Annotated in this window: 21 protein-coding genes and 2 tRNA genes; 14 read left to right on the top strand and 9 right to left on the bottom strand. The window is 40.6% G+C overall.

What is annotated here, in order from left to right; translation table 11 throughout:
- Window positions 1-18: 18 nt before the first annotated feature.
- Complete coding sequence (ppk1, locus tag AC5EUN_RS11580) at window positions 19-2,103, top strand: polyphosphate kinase 1 (RefSeq protein ID WP_130235060.1); 2,085 nt, start codon at window positions 19-21, stop codon at window positions 2,101-2,103.
- A gap of 86 nt (window positions 2,104-2,189) precedes the next feature.
- Here ppk1 and oxyR read toward each other — a convergent pair whose 3' ends face one another.
- The 4 genes from oxyR to rubA all read right to left on the bottom strand — a co-directional run bounded on the left by oxyR (window position 2,190) and on the right by rubA (window position 5,513).
- A complete protein-coding gene (gene oxyR, locus AC5EUN_RS11575; protein WP_004981021.1) occupies window positions 2,190-3,092 on the bottom strand; it encodes a LysR family transcriptional regulator OxyR in 903 nt (300 codons plus the stop codon).
- A gap of 13 nt (window positions 3,093-3,105) precedes the next feature.
- Window positions 3,106-4,044 carry an alpha/beta fold hydrolase gene (locus AC5EUN_RS11570; protein ID WP_010326263.1) on the bottom strand — a complete coding sequence of 313 codons (939 nt, stop codon included), beginning with the start codon at window positions 4,042-4,044 and terminating at the stop codon, window positions 3,106-3,108.
- A gap of 57 nt (window positions 4,045-4,101) precedes the next feature.
- Window positions 4,102-5,280 carry an NAD(P)/FAD-dependent oxidoreductase gene (locus AC5EUN_RS11565; RefSeq protein WP_010326264.1) on the bottom strand — a complete coding sequence of 393 codons (1,179 nt, stop codon included), beginning with the start codon at window positions 5,278-5,280 and terminating at the stop codon, window positions 4,102-4,104.
- A 68-nt stretch (window positions 5,281-5,348) separates the two neighbouring features.
- Window positions 5,349-5,513, bottom strand: a complete 165-nt coding sequence (gene rubA / locus AC5EUN_RS11560) for a rubredoxin RubA (protein WP_004694381.1) — start codon at window positions 5,511-5,513, stop codon at window positions 5,349-5,351.
- 514 nt (window positions 5,514-6,027) lie between these two features.
- Between rubA and AC5EUN_RS11555 the strand changes: the two genes are divergently transcribed.
- On the top strand, window positions 6,028-6,570 hold the full coding sequence (locus tag AC5EUN_RS11555) for an adenine phosphoribosyltransferase (RefSeq protein ID WP_010326265.1): 543 nt from the start codon (window positions 6,028-6,030) through the stop codon (window positions 6,568-6,570).
- 36 nt (window positions 6,571-6,606) lie between these two features.
- On the opposite strand, the gene AC5EUN_RS11550 is transcribed toward AC5EUN_RS11555, so the two are convergent.
- Window positions 6,607-7,113, bottom strand: coding sequence for a YqiA/YcfP family alpha/beta fold hydrolase (locus tag AC5EUN_RS11550; protein WP_010326266.1), 507 nt, complete (start codon window positions 7,111-7,113; stop codon window positions 6,607-6,609).
- Window positions 7,114-7,390: 277 nt separating this feature from the next.
- Here AC5EUN_RS11550 and lysS point away from each other — a divergent pair, with 277 nt between their 5' ends.
- On the top strand, window positions 7,391-8,917 hold the full coding sequence (gene lysS, locus AC5EUN_RS11545; protein WP_010326267.1) for a lysine--tRNA ligase: 1,527 nt from the start codon (window positions 7,391-7,393) through the stop codon (window positions 8,915-8,917).
- Window positions 8,918-9,056: 139 nt separating this feature from the next.
- A complete protein-coding gene (locus AC5EUN_RS11540; protein ID WP_010326268.1) occupies window positions 9,057-10,502 on the top strand; it encodes a capsule assembly Wzi family protein in 1,446 nt (481 codons plus the stop codon).
- Between the two features lie 264 nt (window positions 10,503-10,766).
- Here AC5EUN_RS11540 and AC5EUN_RS11535 read toward each other — a convergent pair whose 3' ends face one another.
- Window positions 10,767-11,699 carry an IS5-like element ISAha1 family transposase gene (locus AC5EUN_RS11535; RefSeq protein ID WP_004637176.1) on the bottom strand — a complete coding sequence of 311 codons (933 nt, stop codon included), beginning with the start codon at window positions 11,697-11,699 and terminating at the stop codon, window positions 10,767-10,769.
- A gap of 335 nt (window positions 11,700-12,034) precedes the next feature.
- Here AC5EUN_RS11535 and cysD point away from each other — a divergent pair, with 335 nt between their 5' ends.
- From cysD to AC5EUN_RS11520, 3 genes are all read left to right on the top strand, one after another.
- Window positions 12,035-12,949 (top strand): sulfate adenylyltransferase subunit CysD, encoded by a 915-nt coding sequence (gene cysD, locus AC5EUN_RS11530; protein WP_004694369.1) that lies wholly within the window; start codon window positions 12,035-12,037, stop codon window positions 12,947-12,949.
- Window positions 12,950-13,089: 140 nt separating this feature from the next.
- Window positions 13,090-14,706, top strand: a complete 1,617-nt coding sequence (gene cysN / locus AC5EUN_RS11525; RefSeq protein ID WP_058952092.1) for a sulfate adenylyltransferase subunit CysN — start codon at window positions 13,090-13,092, stop codon at window positions 14,704-14,706.
- A 142-nt stretch (window positions 14,707-14,848) separates the two neighbouring features.
- A complete protein-coding gene (locus tag AC5EUN_RS11520; RefSeq protein ID WP_010326271.1) occupies window positions 14,849-15,121 on the top strand; it encodes a hypothetical protein in 273 nt (90 codons plus the stop codon).
- Between the two features lie 119 nt (window positions 15,122-15,240).
- On the opposite strand, the gene AC5EUN_RS11515 is transcribed toward AC5EUN_RS11520, so the two are convergent.
- Window positions 15,241-16,404, bottom strand: coding sequence for a sterol desaturase family protein (locus AC5EUN_RS11515; protein WP_010326272.1), 1,164 nt, complete (start codon window positions 16,402-16,404; stop codon window positions 15,241-15,243).
- Between the two features lie 239 nt (window positions 16,405-16,643).
- On the opposite strand from AC5EUN_RS11515, the gene AC5EUN_RS11510 reads away from it, so the two are divergent.
- The 6 genes from AC5EUN_RS11510 to AC5EUN_RS11485 all read left to right on the top strand — a co-directional run bounded on the left by AC5EUN_RS11510 (window position 16,644) and on the right by AC5EUN_RS11485 (window position 20,464).
- The gene (locus AC5EUN_RS11510) at window positions 16,644-17,165 is read left to right on the top strand and encodes a PadR family transcriptional regulator (protein ID WP_010326273.1); all 522 of its coding nucleotides are present in this window, start codon (window positions 16,644-16,646) and stop codon (window positions 17,163-17,165) included.
- 9 nt (window positions 17,166-17,174) lie between these two features.
- On the top strand, window positions 17,175-17,483 hold the full coding sequence (locus AC5EUN_RS11505; protein ID WP_010326274.1) for a DUF3861 domain-containing protein: 309 nt from the start codon (window positions 17,175-17,177) through the stop codon (window positions 17,481-17,483).
- A 22-nt stretch (window positions 17,484-17,505) separates the two neighbouring features.
- Window positions 17,506-17,766 carry a DUF2798 domain-containing protein gene (locus AC5EUN_RS11500; protein ID WP_004694355.1) on the top strand — a complete coding sequence of 87 codons (261 nt, stop codon included), beginning with the start codon at window positions 17,506-17,508 and terminating at the stop codon, window positions 17,764-17,766.
- A 220-nt stretch (window positions 17,767-17,986) separates the two neighbouring features.
- The gene (locus AC5EUN_RS11495; RefSeq protein ID WP_058952091.1) at window positions 17,987-18,979 is read left to right on the top strand and encodes an NAD(P)H-quinone oxidoreductase; all 993 of its coding nucleotides are present in this window, start codon (window positions 17,987-17,989) and stop codon (window positions 18,977-18,979) included.
- A gap of 202 nt (window positions 18,980-19,181) precedes the next feature.
- A complete protein-coding gene (locus AC5EUN_RS11490; protein WP_371746419.1) occupies window positions 19,182-19,412 on the top strand; it encodes a hypothetical protein in 231 nt (76 codons plus the stop codon).
- A 146-nt stretch (window positions 19,413-19,558) separates the two neighbouring features.
- Window positions 19,559-20,464 (top strand): helix-turn-helix transcriptional regulator, encoded by a 906-nt coding sequence (locus AC5EUN_RS11485; RefSeq protein ID WP_058952090.1) that lies wholly within the window; start codon window positions 19,559-19,561, stop codon window positions 20,462-20,464.
- Window positions 20,465-20,602: 138 nt separating this feature from the next.
- Here AC5EUN_RS11485 and AC5EUN_RS11480 read toward each other — a convergent pair.
- Together AC5EUN_RS11480 and AC5EUN_RS11475 are read right to left on the bottom strand one after the other, a co-directional pair.
- A tRNA-Leu gene (locus AC5EUN_RS11480) sits at window positions 20,603-20,688 on the bottom strand.
- 10 nt (window positions 20,689-20,698) lie between these two features.
- Window positions 20,699-20,772: transfer RNA gene (locus AC5EUN_RS11475), tRNA-Cys, on the bottom strand.
- 152 nt (window positions 20,773-20,924) lie between these two features.
- Between AC5EUN_RS11475 and folD the strand changes: the two genes are divergently transcribed.
- Entirely contained in the window at window positions 20,925-21,773 is an 849-nt protein-coding gene (folD, locus tag AC5EUN_RS11470) for a bifunctional methylenetetrahydrofolate dehydrogenase/methenyltetrahydrofolate cyclohydrolase FolD (protein ID WP_058952089.1), read from the top strand.
- Window positions 21,774-21,789: the final 16 nt, after the last annotated feature.

Here is a 21,789-nt window from a genome sequence, read left to right as displayed (position 1 = left end):
AATAATTAAAGGTTAGCTATGAATACGGCAGCAAGCACATCTCCGATACCACAACCTGAATACGCGTATAACGATCGCTATATTAACCGTGAGTTATCGATATTAGATTTCCATTTACGTGTATTGGAACAAGCCGTAGATCCTTTACATCCGTTGTTAGAACGGATGAATTTCTTACTGATTTTTTCACGTAACTTAGATGAGTTCTTTGAAATTCGCGTTGCGGGCGTCATGGAACAGTTGGATCTGGGTAATGAAAGCCGTAGCCCCGATGGCTTAACTCCACGCCAAGTACTCGATCAAATTTCGCAAACTGCACATGCTGCAATTGAACGTCAGTATCGTATTCTCAATGATGAAATTCTGCCGAAACTACGTGAGGAAGACATTTGCTTCTTACGCCGTGGGGAACTGACGCCTGCACAGTCTTCATGGGTGAAGAAATATTTCCAAGAACAGGTCGCACCTGTCTTAACACCGATTAGCCTTGACCCTGCGCACCCATTTCCGCGTTTAGTGAATAAAAGTCTCAACTTTATTGTGACTTTGGAAGGGAAAGATGCATTTGGTCGTCAGATTGATTTGGCCGTTGTTCCTGCACCACGTTCATTGCCACGTGTGGTTCGTCTACCGGATGAGCTCACAGGTGGAAAAGAGCATCATGTGATGCTTTCAGCTATCATCCATGAGCATGTTTCTGACTTGTTCCCAGGGATGACAGCAACAGGCTGTTATCAGTTCCGTGTCACACGGAATGCTGATTTGGCGCTCAATGAAGATGTGGAAGACTTAGCCAAAGCACTGAAAGGTGAGTTAAGTTCACGTCGTTTTGGACGAGCAGTACGTTTGGAAGTTACACAAAACTGTCCAGAACATATTTATAACTACTTGCTAGATGAATTTGATCTGCATCAGGAGCAGTTGTATAAAGTCGAAGGACCTGTGAACTTGGCGCGTTTATTGTCCAATTTTAAACGTCCACATCTACGGTATGACGCACATATTCCTGTTATTCCTAAAGTGTTGAAAAAGTCGGAAAGCATGTTCTCTGCAATGCAGAAGCAGGATATTTTACTACATCATCCGTTTGAGTCTTTCGCACCTGTGATTAACTTGTTGCGTGAAGCGGCACGTGACCCACAAGTGTTGGCAATTAAGCAAACCCTATACCGCAGTGGTGCAGACTCTGAAATTGTACAAGTCTTAGCAGAAGCGGCGCGTAATGGTAAAGAAGTTACCGCGGTGATTGAGCTGCGTGCGCGTTTTGATGAAGAGTCAAATATCGAAGTGGCAAATGTGCTACAAGAAGCGGGTGCAGTGGTTGTTTATGGCATTGTGGGCTATAAAACCCATGCCAAAATGATTCTTGTGGTACGCCGTGAAAATAATAAACTCGTTCGTTATGTGCACTTGGGAACGGGTAACTACCATGCGGGTAATGCACGAATTTATACCGACTATGGCTTGCTCACGACCGATAAAGAGTTGTGTGAAGATGTACACCGTATTTTCCAAGAGTTGACAGGTATGGGGAAAATGGCGAAGCTGAAAAAGCTACTTCATGCGCCGTTTACGCTCCATGCACAATTGATCCACTTTATTGATGATGAAATTGCCAATGCGAAAGCGGGCAAGAAAGCACAAATTATTGTGAAAGTGAATGCACTAACCGAAGTGCAACTGATCAATAAGCTGTATGAGGCATCACAGGCAGGTGTACAAATTGATCTCATTATTCGTTCAATTTGTTGTCTACGCCCGGGCTTGCCAGGGCTTTCGGAAAACATTCGTGTACGTTCGATCGTGGGGCGTTTCTTAGAACATACGCGTGTTTTCTATTTTAGTAATAATGGCGATGCACGCATTTATGGTTCGAGCGCCGACTGGATGGATCGGAACCTATTTAATCGTGTTGAGGCCTGTTTCCCAATTGAAGATCCAGCTTTGAAAAAACGTATTTATCAGCAAGGTTTGTTGACCTATTTGCAGGATAATCAACAAGCTTGGTTACTACAAGGTGATGGAACTTGGCTTCGTGCGACGCCAGCTGAAGGCGAAACCGAGCATAATGCACAGCGTTATTTGCTAGATGTGATTAAATAATTTTGGGGGGAGGCTTGGATCTAAAAAAGATTCAGGCACAAAAAAAGGAGTCATGTTTGACTCCTTTTTTATGCACTAAAATAAGCTTAGTGTAGATCTTGAGTAATTTTTTGCAGGATTTGTAATAGCACATCAAATTCGCTTTGTAGCGGAGTGCTTTTACGTGTCACCAAAGCCAAGATACGACTTGGAGCAGCTTCAATTTGTTTGACCATTAAATCTGGATTCGCTTTAATCATATTGGTATGAATTGCGATTTCAGGTAATAAAGTAAAACCAAGATCAGCCGATACCATTTCCACAAGGGTCGGTAAAGAACTCGCTTTTAAACGATGATCGTTTTTACGCTCACCAATAGGGCAGGCACTTAGAGTGTGGTCACGTAAGCAGTGGCCTTCTTCAAGCAACATTAAACGCGAAAGGTCTAAGTCGTCTAGCGATTTGGCTTGGCTTGCGATATCTGATTTATTGCAGACCAAAAACAAACTTTCTTTTGCGACTTCAGCAACTTTTAAGCCACGTGTATCAAAAGGTAGAGCCAAAACGACCATGTCTAAATTGCCATGTTCGAGTTTTTCTACAATTTTCTCACTTTGCGCTTCGTGTAAATGTAGTTGAATTTTAGGGAGTTGCTTATGCACTTCATCTAACAATTGCGCCAGAATAAATGGCGCAATGGTTGGAATAACACCTAGATGTAAATCACCAGTTAAAGGCTCGCTCATTTCTCGGCTTAAACGCATCAGGTCTTGAGCATCTGCCAGTAGAACACGAGCACGAGCAACGACTTGCTCGCCTAGAGGAGTTAAGCGCACATTTTGGCGATCACGCTCTACAAGTACGCCACCGAGTAGGCGTTCAAGCTCCATAATCCCGCCCGACAAAGTCGATTGGGTTACAAATGAACGGCGTGCAGCTTCAGTAAAATGCAGCGTTTCTGACAGTGTAACGAGATATGACAGCTGTCTTAAGGATGGTAATGCAGCCATAGTGTCCTAATGATTATAATTTAAAGTGTTGTGCAAATAATTCGCTAAGATTTGGAATGAAGTGAGGTGGGATATCATGCCCCATTCCATCAATTAATTCAAATTTAGCACCCATAATTGCCTTTGCAACGGCCTTTCCGTGACTAGGCGGGAGTAAACGGTCTCGCGAACCGTGCACCACAAGGGTCGGTTGTTGAATCTGTTTGTCCAGTTGCAATAAAGAACCTGTACATAATATTGCTAAAAACTGTTGAAGTACACCCGCAGGGTAATAACTTCGGCGATATAATTTGCGAGAAGTCTGAATTGACTCGATTGGATTGTGATAATCAGGTGAGCCAATAAGCTTAAACACTTTCAAAGAATGGCTTACAATCCCTTCTTCATCGGTCGATTCAGGTCGACCAATTAGACTAAAGAGTTGCTTTGGAAAAGGCGGTGGCAGTAAAGGTTGGTTGTTACTGGTGAACATTAAGCCGAGCTTTTTGACCTTCTGTGGATGACGCGCTGCTAGAATTTGCCCAATCATACCGCCCATGGATGCGCCAATCACATAGCTTTCATCTAAACCTAAACGGTCTAAAAGTAGTGCCACATCGTCAGCCATGTCGTATAAGTCATAAGGTGCACCACGGTTATCTAAACCTAAAGCAAAACGCCCCATCAGTTTGAGGGTGTTTAAGCGTGGACCTTGATGTTTAATTTTTGAAGATAAACCAATATCTCTGTTATCAAAGCGAATGATACGGAACCCTTGATCAATCAGAGATTTACAGAAGAAATCAGGCCAAAATAACAGCTGTGCTCCTAAGCCCATGATCAAAACAATGGTCGGATGATGGTCTTCGCCACCGATTTCGACATGGAGTTCAATACCATTGCCTAAGTCGACTTTGGTTTCGCGCATGAAAGAGGTATAGGGTGAAAGATTATATTGGAGTGCGCTATTCATTATTGTAATCCTCACATAAAGGACATCTATTGTTATAAATGTCCTTTTATTTAAACTCTAAACCTGTGCTGGAATCAAGTCTGGAACCAGTTTTGTTAATGCTAAACGTTGTTTCGCTGCGGTTGCACCGAGCAGTACGAAGCCGCGAAGTGTACCTTGACTGTCTAGGGCTTTGGCAATCATGCCATCGTCTAATTCCTCAGTTTCCCAGTTCACCTCTGCATCGATTGGCGCAGGCAAAACAGTGAGCGGCGCAGCGGGTGTTTTAACTGCTACAGGCATAGCAGGGTAATGCACCGCAGTGGTCTCGCCATTTAATGTTTTGGCTAAAGCGCGTGCTTGTTGCATGATTGGCATCACATAAGGTAGCAAGAGTCCATTGACTTCAGCACAATCTCCTACGGCGTAGATATGCGGTTGATTCGTCTCAAGTTGTGCATTGGTCAAAATGCCACGACTGGTTTGAATACCTGCTTCTTTTGCAAGGGAAATGTTTGGTTGTAGACCAATCGCAGATAAGACTACATCTGCGACTAAAGACTGACCATTGGCTAAGGTCACAACATAGTCACCATTTTCAATTTTAGACACTTTTTCAACTGTGGTGCCAAGGACAAAATGAATACCCGTTGCCTCAAGGTTTTCTTTAAAGGCACTTGAAACATGCGCTGGCAATAAACGGCCCAAAGGCTGGTTTGCCAAGTCGATAACGGTAGCTTGATGACCTGTATGTTGTAAATCATTGGCAAATTCGCAACCGATAAGACCTGCACCTAAAATGACTACACGTTTGTCTGCACGCTTTTCAAGTTTTGCGCGGAAGGTTTTATAGTCGTCTAGATTGTTTACAACTTGAATGTCAGTACTTCCATCGCCCGCAATGGCTAAGCGAATTGGGTTTGCTCCTACCGCTAAAACCAATTGAGAGTAGGGCTGTGTAGATTCAGCGCCATCTTTAATAACGGTTAACTGCTGTTGTTCAGTATGAATCTCTTTCACCCAAGTATGCGTGGCAATTTGCATTTTCAGTTGTGTTGCCATTTTCTCTGTATCACCCAAAGCAATCTGTTCAGGCGCTTTGTTGGCAACAAAGGCATTGGACAATGTTGGTTTGGCATAATTAGTCGCATCATCTGCACATAGCATAAGCAGCTCTTGTTCAGGGTTCAGCTTGCGAAATTCACGTGCTACAGCATAGCCTGCCATACCTGAGCCAATGATGACGATGGGATGCATAAGGTTCTCCAGAGATTATTTTAAAGACGTAAAAAAAGACCATGCTGCATGGTCTTTAACACTATGAATTAGATTTCAACCATTTCAAAATCGATTTTTGACACGCCACAATCTGGGCAAGTCCAATCGTCAGGGATATCGTCCCATTTCGTTCCCGCCACGATGCCATCTTGTGGCCAACCTTCTGCTTCGTCATAAATCCATCCACAAACGATGCATTGATACTTCTTCATTTGACTCTCCAAAACGCTGAACAAGAAAGGGTTCAGTAAAATAATCCATTACGCAAGCTGCTACTCATCTGAGTGGTTAGCATACTTCGCTAATCTAAATTTTTACGCAGTTCTAATACGAATGTAAAGTAAATATCGGAGTTTAATGATTGAATCTATCGGCTAAAAGCGATGATCAGGACAAAACGTATCATTTAAAACCAGATCGCGTTTTGCGAATGTGTGAAGGTTATAGATAATTACATCTAAAAAAGATGCGTTTTTTCAGTCAGCTAGCCTTATAAAATTATTGATGTATAGACTAAGGTCGTGCTGTAAACTCAAAGTTAAATTGCTATTTTAATATTGAGTGTATCTATACCTAATATTTATTAAATAAATGATTTAATTGAAAACAATAACTTACATAAATATTTTGGTTGTTCAGTCGGCTGCATAGCCAGTGCTTGACTGTTTTTTTAACAGATAAAGCTGTAAAATTCATCTATTCCTTTTCAAATTTTATTGATCTCCTATGAACAACTTGTCTACAACGTTGTGGTCGCACATTCGTACGGTCCAAGATTTTCCAAAACCTGGGATTTGCTTCTTCGATTTAACCCCATTGTTTATGAGCAATATTGAGCCTTTAACCGACGCGTTAATTGCAAGTATTCCTGCTGAGCAGTTGGCGGAAGTAGATAGTTTTGTTGCTGTAGAAGCGCGTGGTTTTGTGCTTGCGAGCTTATTGGCACAACGTTTAGGTAAAGGTTTATTGTTGGTACGTAAAGCAGGCAAGCTGCCACCACCGGTGGTGGGTGTCGGTTATAGTTTGGAATATGGATTAGACCGCTTAGAAATGTCAGCCAATACTCCATCGCAAAAAGTGATTATTGTAGATGACGTTTTAGCGACAGGTGGGACATTAAAAGCCGTTAATCAGCTGGTGGCAAAATGTAATCATGAAGTGCTCGGTGCCAGTATTTTTCTTGATTTGCCTGATTTGCATACTGACTTAGGTTTAAAGATTTGGTCAGTATTAGATGACAAATCAAAACCAGAATCTGTTGCGGCATAAGCAGATAAAAAAGCCTTGGGACATCCAAGGCTTTTTTTATTTATATAAATATTGTTGTTCTAAATGTTCAATCAGTTGATTAATATTTTCAGGTTTAAGTAGTCGGTGATGTCCGCCTTCAACCGCTTGAATCAACATGTAATTTTCTAAAATTTCCTGTGCCGCGTACATATCGATTAATTCATCTCCCAGCTCCAAGTAGGCCACTTGCGGCACATTGTGATCTAAGTCAGTATCATTAATGCTCGGGTAATCATCGCGAAAGTCAGGGGCTAAACGTGGGTTGGCAATCACACATGGAATTTGATGCAGCAGCGACATTTTCAATGCCCAATACGCACCAATACAATGTCCAACAATAATTTCAGGTTTTATTTTTTCAATAATATCGTCGTAGAAACTGGCTACGGTAGAAAAATTGAGATAGCGATAATCGATATCGATACAAAATTTCTGCTTTGCATCAATGGCATGGAACTTAGTGGACTCGCGTGAGGAGTCTAATCCATGCAAAAACAAAATTTTAGATTCGCATCTGCTCATGATTTATCATTCAATTAAAAAACTAAATTATTTTATGAGTGGAGAAAAGTTTACTTTTCCACGATTTATAATGTCCATTGTAGAGGGATTGATCGTGAAATGAAGTTAGCTTTTGGTCTAAGAAATAGACAGAACTTTTATACAGAGGGCGTCTTAGCTCTGAAATAAACAGGATGTATACTTTTTTATATATCGCGTGGTTTTTGATGATGCTCATTCGTCTGGAATTCTGCTATGCTATGCAACTTCCGTTTTTTAATACATATACGAGGCAGAGATGACGCAACAAAACGCTCAATCGACTTCTGAACAAGCCATTTCCGAAAACGATTTAATTGCACAGCGTCATGCCAAGTTAAAGCAGATTGAAGATCAAGCCAAACAAACGGGCACTAGCCCATGGCCAAACACCTTTAAACGTGAACATTATGCTCAAGACTTACAAGATCAATTTGCAGACAAAAGCAAAGAAGAAATTGAAGCAGCAGAGCATGTTTATGTGTCTGTAGCGGGTCGTGTGATGTTGAACCGCGGTTCATTCATCGTGATCCAAGATATGACGGGTCGTATCCAGTTATATGTAGCGCGTAAAGAGTTAGCACCAGAAACCTTAGAAACCATTAAGAGCTTAGATCTTGGCGATATTATCGCGGTGAAAGGTTATATTGGTCGTTCTGGTAAAGGTGACCTTTATGTGCATATCGAACATTTTGAGCTTTTAACCAAGTCGCTTCGCCCACTTCCAGATAAATTCCACGGTTTAAACGATACTGAAGTTAAATATCGTAAGCGTTATCTTGACCTGATTGTGAACGAAGAAACACGTAAGACTTTTGAAATCCGTGCCAAAGTGGTTTCAGGCATTCGTGCATTTTTAACTGAAAAGCGCTTCATGGAAGTAGAAACACCGATGATGCATGTGATTCCAGGTGGAGCATCAGCGCGTCCATTTGAAACGCATCATAATGCTTTGGATATGCCACTTTTCTTACGTATCGCGCCTGAGCTTTACTTAAAGCGTTTGGTTGTTGGTGGTTTTGAGCGTGTGTTTGAAATTAACCGTAACTTCCGTAACGAAGGTGTTTCGACGCGTCATAACCCAGAATTCACCATGATTGAATTCTATCAAGCTTATGCAGACTATAAAGACTTGATGGAACTTACCGAAAATATGCTTGAGCGTTTAGCGCTGGACATTTTGGGTTCAACCGATGTGCCTTATGGTGAAGAAGTGTATAGCTTCAAAGGCCCATTCAAGAAAATTTCAATGTTTGATGCCATTCTTGCACACAACCCACAGTTCACGCCTGAAAATGTCAATGACCGTGAATTCTTGGCAAAATTTGTGCAAGAAGAGCTGAAAGAACAGGTAAAACCAGGTTTTGGTCTGGGTAAACTTCAAACCATCGTATTTGAAGAAACTGTTGAAACTCAGCTACGTCAACCGACTTTCATTACAGAATATCCTGCTGAAACATCGCCATTGGCACGTCGTAATGATCATAACCCACACATTACGGACCGTTTTGAGTTCTTTATTGGTGGCCGTGAACTTGCGAATGGTTTCTCAGAGTTGAATGACCCGATTGACCAAGCCGAACGTTTCCAAGCTCAGGTTTCAGAAAAAGACGCAGGTGATGATGAAGCAATGCACTACGATGCAGACTTTGTTGAAGCACTTGAGTACGGCTTACCGCCGACAGCGGGTGAGGGTATTGGTATTGACCGTTTAGTTATGTTATTCGCTAATGCAGCAAGTATTCGTGATGTGATTCTGTTCCCACACATGCGTCATAAAAACTAAGTTTGATCTGAACATAAAAAGCCCGCATTCATTGCGGGTTTTTTTTGATCTTTACAACATTACTAAATAGAAAAGCTTGTAAAAAAGAGATAAAAAAAATAAGGTAACACTTAGCTTTAAGTCCTGAGAATAAAACGGAATGTTTCTAAAAAAAACACTTGCAATCGCTGTGCTAATGGGTGCAACAACGAGTATCTTTGCTCAAGGTCTCGTTTTAAATGATCAAAATTTAAGAACAGATCTAAACTGGTTAAATCAGCAGGGTGTGATTCAAATTAGCACATCTACATGGCCAATGAGCGGTGATGAAATTCAAAGAGTATTGTCTCAGGCTAAAGTTGCGACTCCTGCTCAGCAAAAAGTTATTGAGTCAGTGCGAGCTCATCTCGATCGTGAGAACGCGATGTTTAAAGCACGCTTATTTGCAGAGAGTGATCAAAAGGAAATTCCTCAAGCTTTTGGTGATCAAGAAAAAGCACAGTACCAAGCAGGTTTGGAATTTAATGCTGGTGGTGAAAATTGGGATATTCGCCTTAGAGTGAATGGAGAAAAAGACCCACAAATTGACAACGATCAAGAAGTTAATGTTGAAGGATCTTACATAGCTGGAAAATTGTGGAATCAATGGTTGATTGCTGGTCAGATACCAACATATTGGGGGCCAGGTCATGATGGGAGTCTTTTACGAGGTGATGCGAGCCGCCCAGTCTATGGCTTTACCGCTCAGCGCGCAGATCAATCAGCTTTTGAAACAAAATGGTTGTCATGGATTGGTCCGTGGCAATATCAAGCATTTGCAGGTCAATTAGATGACTATTCTGCTGTACCTGATGCTAAATTAGTGGGTCTACGTCTTACGGCACAACCTTTACCTTATTTAGAATTAGGCGCTTCACGTGCTTTTCAGTGGGGGGGCGAGGGACGACCAGAAAGTTTTAGCTCATTCTGGGATGCTATGATTGGAAACAAGGATAACGGTGGTACAGGAGAACCTGATCCGTCTAATCAGGTTGCAGGATTTGATGCTCGATTGAATTTTCAGCAGTTGTTGAGTGTACCTATGAGTCTGTATGGACAATATGTAGGTGAGGATGAGGCTGGTGGATTACCTTCTAAAAAAATGTATCTTGCTGGCGTAGATTATTCGTCATCTTTTAAAAACATGCCATATCAACTTTATACAGAATGGGCTGATACTCGTACCAACCGTGACGCGTTAGGGGTTTCATATAATCATTCAACTTATACCGATGGTTATTACCAACATGGTTTCCCATTGGGGCATGCTATGGGTGGTGATGGTGAAATGGTATCTTTGGGTGGTGATATTCGATTCGATGCAATGAACCGTCTAAATGGTCGATTATTATTTGCAAAGGTTAATCAATCTGGCCGTATTACCAATGCAGCCTTTCCTGAAACAGATGATATTAAAGCTATCGATTTAACTTGGTCACATTACTTAAGTCCATTTGTACCAATCAAAATTAATGGTTGGTTCAGCGATTCTGATTTACATGGTAATGATGCTGGTGCATCGATTGGTATAGAAATACCTTTGGATAAACGCGTTTTTCATTATTAATATTTGAGAGTGATAGAACCCGCATTTATTGCGGGTTTTTATGTTTTACGGATTAATCTCGAAGTAATTGGAATCCAAATTTTTGGTTATCATGTTGATATATAAAATCAACAAGCTGGTCTGTATTGAGTGTGCTTTTTAATACTCTAAGCTACGAGTTTGGTAAGTCATATACATAGAACCTCAATGAAACAGACTTTAGGTATTTGTAGGGCTTTGTTGCACAAACATTCAAAAGCTAAACTTCTTCCAAGTTATCTAAATTTAAGTGGCAACTTGGGTGTGAGGTCGGCCTAAATCTGTAAATTTATTTAATACGGCCACACGTGCATGAATCTCATTGACTTGGCTTTGAAAGTTTCTCGCACGGAGTTTATCGCCTAATAATTTGATGCAATGCATCTTGGTTTCTATCAGACTTCTGCGATGATAGCCTGACCAATTTTTCCATATTGTTCTTCCTAAACGTTTAACTGTTCGAAGTAATTCATTTCGCTCTAGCGAGCTGGTCTTTGTATCTTTCCAAGGTTTCGCATTTTTTCTTGGCGGAATCACCGCATGTGCTTGTCGGTCTGCAATTACTTGACGGCATTGCTTGGTGTCATAAGCCCCATCAGTATAGACAGAGTCAATCTGCTCATCTTGTGGAATCTGATCGAGTAAATCACCAAGCACTTGTGAATCACTCACATTATTTGTAGTGAGTTGAATAGCGCGTATTTGAAGAGTTTCAGCATCTATACCAATATGAAGTTTACGCCATTGGCGACGATATTCAGGTTGGTGTTTCTTACGCTTCCATTCACCTTCGCCTAGAAACTTTAAGCCAGTAGAATCGACGAGTAGCTGGAGACCATTACTGCTTTTTTGATAGTTAATTGCAATATCAATATGCTTTTGTCTTCTGCAGATGGTGGAATAGTCTGGTGCTGTCCAATCTAATCTACAAAGATGAATGAGACTTTGCACAAAGCCAGTGACCATGCGTAAAGAAAGACGAAATAAGGATTTGATCATTAAACAGCATTGGATGGCTGTATCTGAATAAGTTTGATTTCGACCATGTTTACCTTTGGGTTGAGCGTACCATTGAGTCTTGGGATCAAACCAAATTGAGAGATTTCCTCGATTTATTAATGCACTGTTATAAGAAGACCAATTGGTTGTACGATAGATTTTAGGTGTGGGCTTATTCATTTGAGAATTATATTGTGGAATAAGCCTTTAGAGATAGGTTTGTGCAACAAAGCCTATTTGTAGATGTATTACCTAGCAGAAAATTAGAGGAAAATCGAAGAGTGAATTGGTAAATAGGCTGAATACTTTGAATGAAGTTGATGTAATATTTGAGTTTATTTAGTGATATCTAATTATTGAATAAAACTTATAGGGCTTATCAATTTTGTTTTATATGAGGTTTTTGCATATAAATATAATAAAACAAGCAATAGTGTGTATAACTAAATCTTTATAATGAATATATATTTTTAAAAGTGTAATAAGTACACGATTTTTGTGAGTTGGTGCTGTCAATGTCATTAAATGAGGAAAGACTTACTCATCTTAAACAGCTTGAAGCTGAGAGTATTCATATTATCCGCGAAGTAGCTGCTGAGTTTGAAAACCCAGTAATGCTTTATTCTATTGGTAAGGATTCAGCAGTGATGCTGCATCTGGCGCTCAAAGCGTTCTATCCTGCCAAGCTTCCATTTCCGCTTCTACATGTCGATACGGGTTGGAAATTTAAAGACATGATTGCTTTCCGCGACAACATGGCAAAAACCCATGGTTTTGATTTGATCGTACATCAAAACAAAGAAGGGAAAGATGCGGGCATTAACCCATTTGACCATGGTAGCTCAAAATATACCGACATCATGAAAACTCAAGGCTTAAAACAAGCACTTGATAAATACGGTTTTGATGCGGCATTTGGTGGTGCACGTCGTGATGAAGAAAAATCACGTGCGAAAGAACGTGTCTATTCATTCCGTGACTCGAAACACCGTTGGGACCCAAAAAACCAACGTCCTGAACTTTGGAATCTTTACAACGGTAAAGTGAACAAAGGTGAAAGTATTCGTGTGTTCCCACTATCAAACTGGACTGAGCTTGATATTTGGCAATATATCTACTTGGAAAGCATTCCATTGGTTCCACTTTACTTAGCTGCAGAACGTCCTGTGGTTGAGCGTAGTGGCACCCTGATTATGGTTGATGATGAACGTATGCCTTTAAAAGAAGGCGAAGTTCCACAAATGAAATCGGTACGCTTCCGTACACTTGGTTGTTACCCACTTACGGGTGCAGTAGAGTCAACGGCAAATACCTTACCTGAAATTATCCAAGAAATGTTGCTTGCAACCAGCTCTGAACGTCAAGGTCGTATGATTGACCATGATGAAGCGGGCTCGATGGAGAAGAAAAAGCAAGAAGGTTATTTCTAAAATCTCCCTCTAGCCCCTCTTTAAAAAAGAGGGGGGAACTCCCGAAATAAATGGAGGAAAGTCCTCCTTTATCAAAGGGAGATTTAGAGGGATTAAAGAGATTAAAACCGATTTCTAAAGAATATGTGGAGTTTTGAGCAATGTCTCATCAATCAGAACTGATTAGCCAAGATATCTTGGGCTATCTAAAACAACATGAAAATAAAGACTTATTGCGTTTTCTGACTTGCGGGAACGTCGATGATGGTAAGTCAACTTTAATTGGTCGTTTGCTTTACGATTCAAAATTGATTTATGAAGATCAATTGCAAGCGGTGACTCGTGACTCTAAAAAAGTCGGTACGACAGGCGATGCACCTGACTTAGCACTCCTTGTAGATGGTCTACAAGCTGAACGTGAGCAGGGTATTACCATTGATGTTGCTTATCGTTATTTCTCAACTGAAAAACGTAAGTTCATCATTGCTGACACACCGGGACATGAGCAATATACGCGTAATATGGCAACGGGTGCGTCAACCTGTGATCTTGCGATTATCTTGATTGATGCGCGCTATGGTGTACAAACTCAGACGCGTCGCCATACGTATATTGCAAGCTTACTGGGCATTAAGAACATTATTGTTGCGATTAACAAAATGGACTTGGTTGAATTTTCTGAAGCGCGCTTCAATGAAATTCAGACGGAGTATGCAGGTTTTGTGGCGCAATTGGGTGACCGTAAGCCAAACAACATTATCTTTACGCCTATTTCAGCATTGAATGGTGATAACGTTGTCAATAAATCACCAAATACGCCATGGTATACAGGCGAAACGTTAATGGGTACGCTTGAGTCTGTGGAAATTAACCGCAGTTCAGTGACCAACGATTTTCGTTTCCCTGTGCAATATGTGAACCGTCCAAACCTCAACTTCCGTGGTTTCTGCGGTACAGTTGCGCTAGGTGATGTATCGGTAGGTGATAAAATCGTGGCTTTACCATCAGGCAAGTCGTCGACGGTTAAAGAAATCGTTACTTATGATGGGAACTTAGAGCGTGCCGTTGCAGGTCAAGCAGTAACGTTGACGCTGAATGACGAAATTGATATTTCGCGTGGTAACGTGCTTGTACGTGCGGATCAAGCTGCGCCAGAAATTTCACGTTCGGTCAATGCCACTGTGGTTTGGATGGCAGATCAACCGCTGGTGATTGGTAAGTTGTATAACTTAAAAGTGGGTACGCAAACTGTTCCTGCAAAAGTCACTGCAATTAACTACCGTACCAATGTCAATACATTGGAAAAGGTACAAGTCGATAGCCTTGAGCTGAATGCCATTGCTAATGTCACCGTTGAGTTTGATGCGCCTGTCGTATTTGATCGCTACCAAGACAGTCGTTATACAGGTTCGTTTATCTTCATCGACCGTTTAAACAACGTGACGATTGGTGCGGGTATGGTGGAAGAGTCTGTGGAATGGTCTGCGCATAGCAACCCTGTCACAGCGGAAGACCGTGCTGCACGTTTAGGTCAAAAACCTGCTGCGGTAACTGTCTCTGCGAAAGCTCTAGAAAATGCACAAGCACTTGAAAACTTGTTGATTCAACAAGGTGTAGTTGCGATTGCGAAAGCGGGTCTAACTGCTGATCAGGTTGCACTAGTACGTGAAACAGGTGTGGTTGTGGTGACTGACCTTGTCGACGGCACAGATGTCGCATTCACTCAAGATGCGGTTGAAGAGCTAGCTGATAAAATTGTTGAATTGGTTCGTCTATAAGAGATTGAGCTGATTTGAAGGAACCCACCGTAAGGTGGGTTTTTTATTTCTATTTTAGATGGATAAATATTATTCAAATAAATAATATGATATTTCAATAAAAATTCAGTGCTATAGAATGCCTCTTTTGTAGAGGGGTATTATGAAAAAAATATTATTATTTATTGGTTTAACTTTAACTTTTGCTGCTGATGCTAAACAGCCCACGCAAAGTGATGAAGCGATTAAGAAGGAAATTATTCAACAATCGATACAAGCGTATTCGGGAAATTGTCCTTGTACTTACAATACTGCAAGAAATGGAAGTCGGTGTGGTAAACGTAGTGCTTACAATCGAGTCGGTGGTGCTGCGCCACTGTGTTATCCAGAGGACGTGAGTGATCGTATGGTAAAAGAATTTAAAGGGCGAGCGTAATTTAAGTTCGATTTACAAGGCTTGGAAAATGAAAGAAAACCTGCGGAGATACAGGTTTTCGATTTTGGTGAGGGATTAGACAAGCTTTAATTATTGAGATTGTTAATCGATTGGTTTTGTTAGGAAGTCTCATTATCTTTATTTAAGCGCTTTTTCAGTTTATTCACATAACGTTTAAATGGCCACGTAAACTGCTTCACAAAACTGTTTGGAATTTTATAGCCGACTGTGCCATATACACTGGCCAAATGATTAGGCATATAAATCGATTTAAAAATCACGTCATAAAGTGGAATAAAGGCTGCATAATTTTTATCAATCGCAGGCTTTTCGGAAGAATGATGCCAGTGGTGAAACTCAGGTGTTGCGATCAGCCAGCGCAGATAGGGAAAGCGAAAACGCACGTTGGAGTGAATAAAAATGGCATGGAAAGAAATAAAGACTAAATAAGCAAAGACCGCAGACGTATGAAAACCTAACAAGAAAATTGGTAAGGTTGCGATAAAACGGGTCATTAACACTTCAACGATGTGTAAGCGTGAAGAGGCTAGCCAGTCCATTTGTTCCGTTGAATGGTGAATGGCATGAAAGCGCCATAAAAAATTCACTTCATGCATCGCACGGTGTAACCAATAGGTGGTGAAGTCCACCACGATCAATAGCTCAATAAACTGTAACCAAATTGGCTGTGCCTGCACATAAGGCACAATCGGGTTGTCGGGAATGTGCGTGATCCAATACTGAATAGGCATGACCGTTAAAAACGAAAAAAGCTGAATGCCAATATGGCTAAACATGAAATATTTCATGTCTGTGACCCAGCCAACGCGCAGAATTTTCTGTTCAGTGTTCTTTGCAAAGAATCCTTCAAGTGGGATAAAAACCAAAGCAAGGATGATTAAGGTAATAACGAAATAATCAAAACCTGCATAAAAGGGTAGGGCTGGCAATGTCGGTGCTTTGATCAGTCCACAGCCTAAAATAGCTGCTAAAATGGTGATACACAAACCATAAAAACCATATTTATTCTGTTTAATGATCGCACTATAGGTACCAAAGCCAGCACTGATTACAATGCCAAACAGTAAGGTATAGTAGAAAACATCATAGTGTTTGCTATATAGCGGGCGTAGCTCTGGTGTGGTGAGCACAGTGGGAAATAAAAAGCATAAAGCAGCAAAAATACCCAAAAAGCCTAAGGAAACAGAAAGAAATGCACTGATCTTGCCTTGCCCAGCATTGAGTTGTAGGTTTTCAAATTTTTTTCTGAGTTGATCTGTCATTTTAATTTAATTCTGAATTTTAGGAGTTTTGTCAGAGTTCACTTGAGGGGGAATGTGAAAACATAGGTTAAATTTTAGCGGTATTGCAACTGTTCAGCAATCTTATCTAAAAATATCAAGTAATCCTTCACGTTTATCCATTCGATCTTAAATTTTGATGTTCTATTTCAGGGCTTGAGGTTGCAATCATTAAAAAATTATTTAAGATATATCTTAATAATTTAAAGATGTATCTTTTTATGTCTAAAGCACAAAAAGTTGAACCCTTTGCTGATTTAGAGACAGCACCAGTGTTACGTAAACAGCGCCTATTTGAAGCGGGTCAGATGAAACTTTTAGCCTTACATCTCATTTCATTCGCGCCTAAATATGGCTATGACCTTATTAAAGAAGTGGGTGAAATTGTGGGAGGGGGCTATTGCCCAAGTGCAGGAACGATCTATCCAACCTTGAATTATTTGGAAGAGCAGCAGTTTGTTCAGGTCGCGTTAGATGATGCTGAGCGCAAGCAATACCGTATAACGGCCTTGGGTTTGAAGCATCTTGAGGTTGAGCAAGCAAGTGTGGAAAAGATCTTATCTCGTTTTGATACGCGTAAACAAATTCAAAATAATGAACAATATCTTGACATTAAACGTGCGATGGAAAACCTCAAAGCTTCCTTAAAGCTCAAGATACAACACAGTGAGCTGAGCGCTGAACAAATTCGTGTTATTGCAGAACAAATTGATCAAGCAGCGGTGAATATTGCACGTCTCTAGGAAAACAGAATGAAACAACATGCTTATGAAGTCACCCTCAAACACATTGCAGATGCTCAAGGCAACCCGTCGACCTATACCGATACTTTGAGTTTTAACAGCTATAACCACGACGATATTTTTAAAGTGTTACAGGTGATTCAAAACAGTCAAATGCTGGATGATGAAGCAGCGAAATCATTTGCTGTTGGTTTAAAGCTTTTTAGTGAGGTGATACTGGAGCATAAAAACCTTCCACTCTTTAAAGACTTTATGCCACATTTAGGGCAGTTTATGAAAGCTTTAAAACAAACCGTTAAAACGCAAAGCCAAAGCTAATTTTTATTTACTCAGGTCGATTATGTTCAACACGCTCCCCAAAATTCATATCAAACATTTAAATTGGTTAATGCCTTTATTGCTTTCCGGCCTGATGAGTGGTTCTATTTCTGGTTTTAACTTACTGCTAAATAAAGGCCTAGTGCATAATTTCTTCCATCTTTGGCTCAAAAGCTGGAGCTTATCTTGGTTGATTGCATTTCCTCTGATTATGGTATTTTTACCTTTGGTTCGTAAATTTCTAATGCAGTTTGTATCTTTGCCTGATCAGCCACGCAACTGACATACCTGTGCTTTTCATTTGGCCCGAATCGTTCTAAGTAATGTTTGAGAGGGATGTCGAGAGCGGTCCCAGCTTGCTTTTTTTATCAATGATCAGCGCTATCACGCAGCAAAATAGTCTTCACACTATACATAAGTACGGTGTTCTTCATTTCAATTTATTTCTATGATCAAATAGGTCTATGAAACTTGAAAAATATCGCAAGAGTTAGGAATAAATCATGTCACAAACAACGATGCAACAGGTCATTATTACAGAGCCGGGTGGTGTGGATAAGCTGGCATATGAAACAGTGACTATCCCTGAAGCAAAAGCAGACGAGGTCTTGGTTAAGGTTCATGCGTTTGGTATTAACCGTCCAGATATTTTACAGCGTCAGGGTTTATATCCAATGCCGGCTGGGGTAACGCAAGTGCCAGGACTTGAGGTTGCAGGTGAGGTCGTTGCAATTGGAGCTGAAGTTACACAGTTTAAATTAGGCGATAAAGTTTGTGGTTTGACCAATGGTGGTGGTTATGCAGAGTATTGCGTGGTTCCACAAAGTCAAACTTTACATATTCCAGAAAATGTAAGCTTTGTGGAAGCGGCGGCTATTCCTGAAACTTTTTTCACGGTTTGGGCAAATGTGTTCCAAATGGGTAAAGCCAAAGCAGGGGAAGTGGTGTTGGTGCATGGCGGAACCAGTGGTATTGGCACCACGGCACTCATGCTATGTAAAGCATTGGGCATTAAAACCTTTGCAACCGTTGGCAGCGATGAAAAAGTACAAGCCATTGCAAATTTAACAGATGCCATCAATTATAAAACCCAAGACTTTGAACACGAGATCAATGAGAGAACGGAAAATGCTGGTGTTGATTTGATTTTAGATATGGTGGGTGCACCGTATTTGGAAAAGAATTTGAACTTGCTTCGCCGCGATGGACGTTTGGTTTATATTGCCTTTTTGGGTGGGGCAAAAGCCAAAGAGGTTAAGTTGGGGCAAATTATGATGAAGCGCTTAACCATCACAGGTTCGACCATGCGTGCACGAAATACGGCTGAGAAGGCTGAGATTGCACAAGGTTTACAAAATCATGTAGCACCGCTATGGGCCAAAGGTGAGTGCTTGCCAATGATTTATCAAACTTTTGATTTCGATCAGATTCAAGCAGCACATGCGTGCATGGATACGGGTGAGCACGTGGGTAAAATTGTGGTAAAAATTTTGTAATATTTCTATAGTATAAAAAATAGAGCTGACCTAGTGTCAGCTTTTTTTTGCCTAAAATTTTTCCAAAAAATAAAAATAATGTACTGAAAATAGAAAATAATTTAACAAAGATTAAAAAAAGATAACTGTTCGACACAACCTGTCAAAACTGTGGTGTAAATTTGCAACTAAATTTAAACCTGACAAATTTACGTGGTTTTAAATGAAAAATAAAACAGAAAAGAGGGTTGTCATGAAAATTTTATCGACATCATATACACATGCACATGGTTTCCGTGCGCTCAAGCGCTTGCATAAGGCGGTTATCTATAATAGTGTTTTACCTGATGAGTTACATAAGTTGTATAAAGCCTTAATTCATTTTGAACGCTATATAGAGCGATTAGCGCATCAGAAAACCGCTGTAAAGAAGAGGAAATCTAACAAACATTGAGCGCTTTTTTTGATAAAAACATGACATAGCTTGAAAGTTGACTGTTTGTCTTTTACTTAATATTATTCAGTGATTTATATTGAATATAATGCTTAGGCATTTAACTATAAATAAAGACACAACATTGATTGTGCAGCGAGGGCAATATGAAGCGTAAAGCTTCAACACATGAACGCCTTGCGGAGCGTTTAGCAAATATTTTGACTAAATTAAATACTGGGTATCAATTGGGGGTTGCAGAACTAGCACATGAATTTCAGGTGAGTACTCGGACAATAGAGCGAGATTTTGATCGTCTCAATACGTATTTACCTTTACTTCAAGATGAATATACCAAGAAGTACTTTTTAGATCCTGTTTATCTTGGGCGCTTTAAGCTACAAGACATTCAGAACTTTGCGCAGCTTTCTGGGATCAGTGAGCTCTATCCATCTCTAGATATGTCTTTTCTACGTGGCCTGCTTGATGAGCGTGCGAATCAAGTGTTCTCTGCCAAAGGTTATTATTATGAAAATGCACAGCAATTTGCTGAACATTTTCAGGTTTTTGCGGGCGCGATTCATAAGCGTCAAAAAATCAGTTTTATTTATAATGATCGTTTGCGCCATGTTGACCCGTATCGTTTAATTCATCATCAGGGAAGTTGGTATTTGGCTGCAGCTGTAGTTGATGAATTACGTGCTTATCGTTTAAGTAAAATAGATCAAGTGGTTGTACATGAGTCGGAGCTTTTCGAGCACCATTTAGAAGTTTTGACCCAATTAGAGCTTAGTGAGGGGATTTGGTTTGCAAAGCATAAGCAAACGGTCAAAATATCGGTGCGACCTGAAGTTGCTTTATATTTTAAGCAACGTCTGTTATTGCCAGAGCAACAAATTGTACTAGAAGATGCATCGGGTGGTTTATTAATTGATTGTCAAATTTGCCATGAAATGCAACTTTTACCTTTGGTACGTTATTGGATTCCATACATTAAAATTATTGAGCCAGCTCATTTTCAAGAAAAATTAGAACAAGATCTGCAACATTACTTATTACCACCCTTATCGTGATAAACGAATGAGATATTATTTTTAAGAGAGTCAATGTGCTCTCTTTTTTTGTGCATTGCATTATGCTTTTTCTGTAGGCATAAAAAAACCAGCTTAACGCTGGGTTCTTTATATGCACCATACTTAGAAGTATAAGAATGGTGCCCGAGGCCAGACTCGAACTGGCACGCTTTGTGGGCGGGGGATTTTAAATCCCCTGTGTCTACCGATTTCACCACTCGGGCTTTAACAAGATGGAGGCGGAGGTCGGAATCGAACCGGCGTCCACGGAGTTGCAGTCCGCTGCATGACCACTCTGCCACCCCGCCGCGTCTTGTTGATGCGTATATTAGCAAGCTCTGAAAAAAAAACAATAGCGCTTTCATTCGTATGCGCATAAAAACAGCATATAGCGAAAAATATTTAAAATTATCATGTATTATGTGCAAAATTGATTCATATCAACACTTGGAGATGTGCCGTGGCATTAGTTTTAGATGGTCGTGCATTGGCAAAAAAAATTGAAGCTGACTTGTTAACTCGCGTTGAAGCGCTCAAAGCAAAATCAGGTCGTACCCCAATTCTTGCGACTATTTTGGTGGGTGACGATGGTGCATCTGCAACTTATGTACGTATGAAAGGAAATGCCTGCCGTCGTGTTGGTATGGACTCACTTAAAGTTGAACTTCCAAAAGAGACCACCACTGAACAATTGTTGGCAGAAATTGAAAAACTGAATGCAAATCCTGATGTTCACGGTATTTTGCTTCAACATCCAGTGCCTGAACAAATTGATGAGCGTGCATGTTTTGATGCAATTTCTCTTGCAAAAGATGTGGATGGCGTAACGTGTCTTGGTTTTGGTCGTATGGCCATGGGTGAAGCAGCATATGGTTCTGCGACACCTGCAGGTATTATGACTATTTTGCAAGAAAACAATATCGAAATTGCTGGAAAGCATGCTGTTGTTGTAGGACGTTCTGCAATTTTGGGTAAGCCAATGGCTGCGATGTTACTTCAAGCCAATGCGACCGTAACGATCTGCCACTCACGTACTCAGAACTTAGCTGACTTTGTGAAACAAGCCGATATTATCGTGGGCGCGGTTGGTAAGGCGGAATTGATTCAAAAAGATTGGATCAAACAAGGTGCAGTGGTTGTTGATGCTGGTTTCCATCCACGTGATGGTGGTGGTGTAGGCGACATTCAATTGGTCGGTATTGAAGAAGTGGCTTCTGCGTACACACCTGTTCCAGGTGGTGTTGGCCCAATGACGATTACGACACTAATTCGTCAAACAGTTGAAGCTGCTGAAAAAGCTTTAGGTTAATTTTTATAAGACTCTA

This window comes from Acinetobacter sp. CAU_H_S170_2 (assembly GCF_058890445.1).
This window is presented reverse-complemented; position numbering and strand designations above follow the sequence as displayed.

Bases quoted from the DNA above. Each gene is read 5' to 3' on its own strand.
- AC5EUN_RS11485 (WP_058952090.1), top strand. From the start codon at position 19,559: ATGAAGCGTAAAGCTTCAACACATGAACGCCTTGCGGAGCGTTTAGCA.
- cysD (WP_004694369.1), top strand. From the start codon at position 12,035: ATGTCATTAAATGAGGAAAGACTTACTCATCTTAAACAGCTTGAAGCT.
- AC5EUN_RS11555 (WP_010326265.1), top strand. From the start codon at position 6,028: ATGAACAACTTGTCTACAACGTTGTGGTCGCACATTCGTACGGTCCAA.
- AC5EUN_RS11505 (WP_010326274.1), top strand. From the start codon at position 17,175: ATGAAACAACATGCTTATGAAGTCACCCTCAAACACATTGCAGATGCT.
- oxyR (WP_004981021.1), bottom strand. From the start codon at position 3,092: ATGGCTGCATTACCATCCTTAAGACAGCTGTCATATCTCGTTACACTG.
- AC5EUN_RS11515 (WP_010326272.1), bottom strand. From the start codon at position 16,404: ATGACAGATCAACTCAGAAAAAAATTTGAAAACCTACAACTCAATGCT.
- ppk1 (WP_130235060.1), top strand. From the start codon at position 19: ATGAATACGGCAGCAAGCACATCTCCGATACCACAACCTGAATACGCG.
- AC5EUN_RS11520 (WP_010326271.1), top strand. From the start codon at position 14,849: ATGAAAAAAATATTATTATTTATTGGTTTAACTTTAACTTTTGCTGCT.
- rubA (WP_004694381.1), bottom strand. From the start codon at position 5,513: ATGAAGAAGTATCAATGCATCGTTTGTGGATGGATTTATGACGAAGCA.
- AC5EUN_RS11570 (WP_010326263.1), bottom strand. From the start codon at position 4,044: ATGAATAGCGCACTCCAATATAATCTTTCACCCTATACCTCTTTCATG.
- AC5EUN_RS11535 (WP_004637176.1), bottom strand. From the start codon at position 11,699: ATGAATAAGCCCACACCTAAAATCTATCGTACAACCAATTGGTCTTCT.
- cysN (WP_058952092.1), top strand. From the start codon at position 13,090: ATGTCTCATCAATCAGAACTGATTAGCCAAGATATCTTGGGCTATCTA.
- AC5EUN_RS11490 (WP_371746419.1), top strand. From the start codon at position 19,182: ATGAAAAATAAAACAGAAAAGAGGGTTGTCATGAAAATTTTATCGACA.
- AC5EUN_RS11495 (WP_058952091.1), top strand. From the start codon at position 17,987: ATGTCACAAACAACGATGCAACAGGTCATTATTACAGAGCCGGGTGGT.
- AC5EUN_RS11500 (WP_004694355.1), top strand. From the start codon at position 17,506: ATGTTCAACACGCTCCCCAAAATTCATATCAAACATTTAAATTGGTTA.
- AC5EUN_RS11510 (WP_010326273.1), top strand. From the start codon at position 16,644: ATGTCTAAAGCACAAAAAGTTGAACCCTTTGCTGATTTAGAGACAGCA.
- AC5EUN_RS11540 (WP_010326268.1), top strand. From the start codon at position 9,057: ATGTTTCTAAAAAAAACACTTGCAATCGCTGTGCTAATGGGTGCAACA.
- AC5EUN_RS11550 (WP_010326266.1), bottom strand. From the start codon at position 7,113: ATGAGCAGATGCGAATCTAAAATTTTGTTTTTGCATGGATTAGACTCC.
- lysS (WP_010326267.1), top strand. From the start codon at position 7,391: ATGACGCAACAAAACGCTCAATCGACTTCTGAACAAGCCATTTCCGAA.
- AC5EUN_RS11565 (WP_010326264.1), bottom strand. From the start codon at position 5,280: ATGCATCCCATCGTCATCATTGGCTCAGGTATGGCAGGCTATGCTGTA.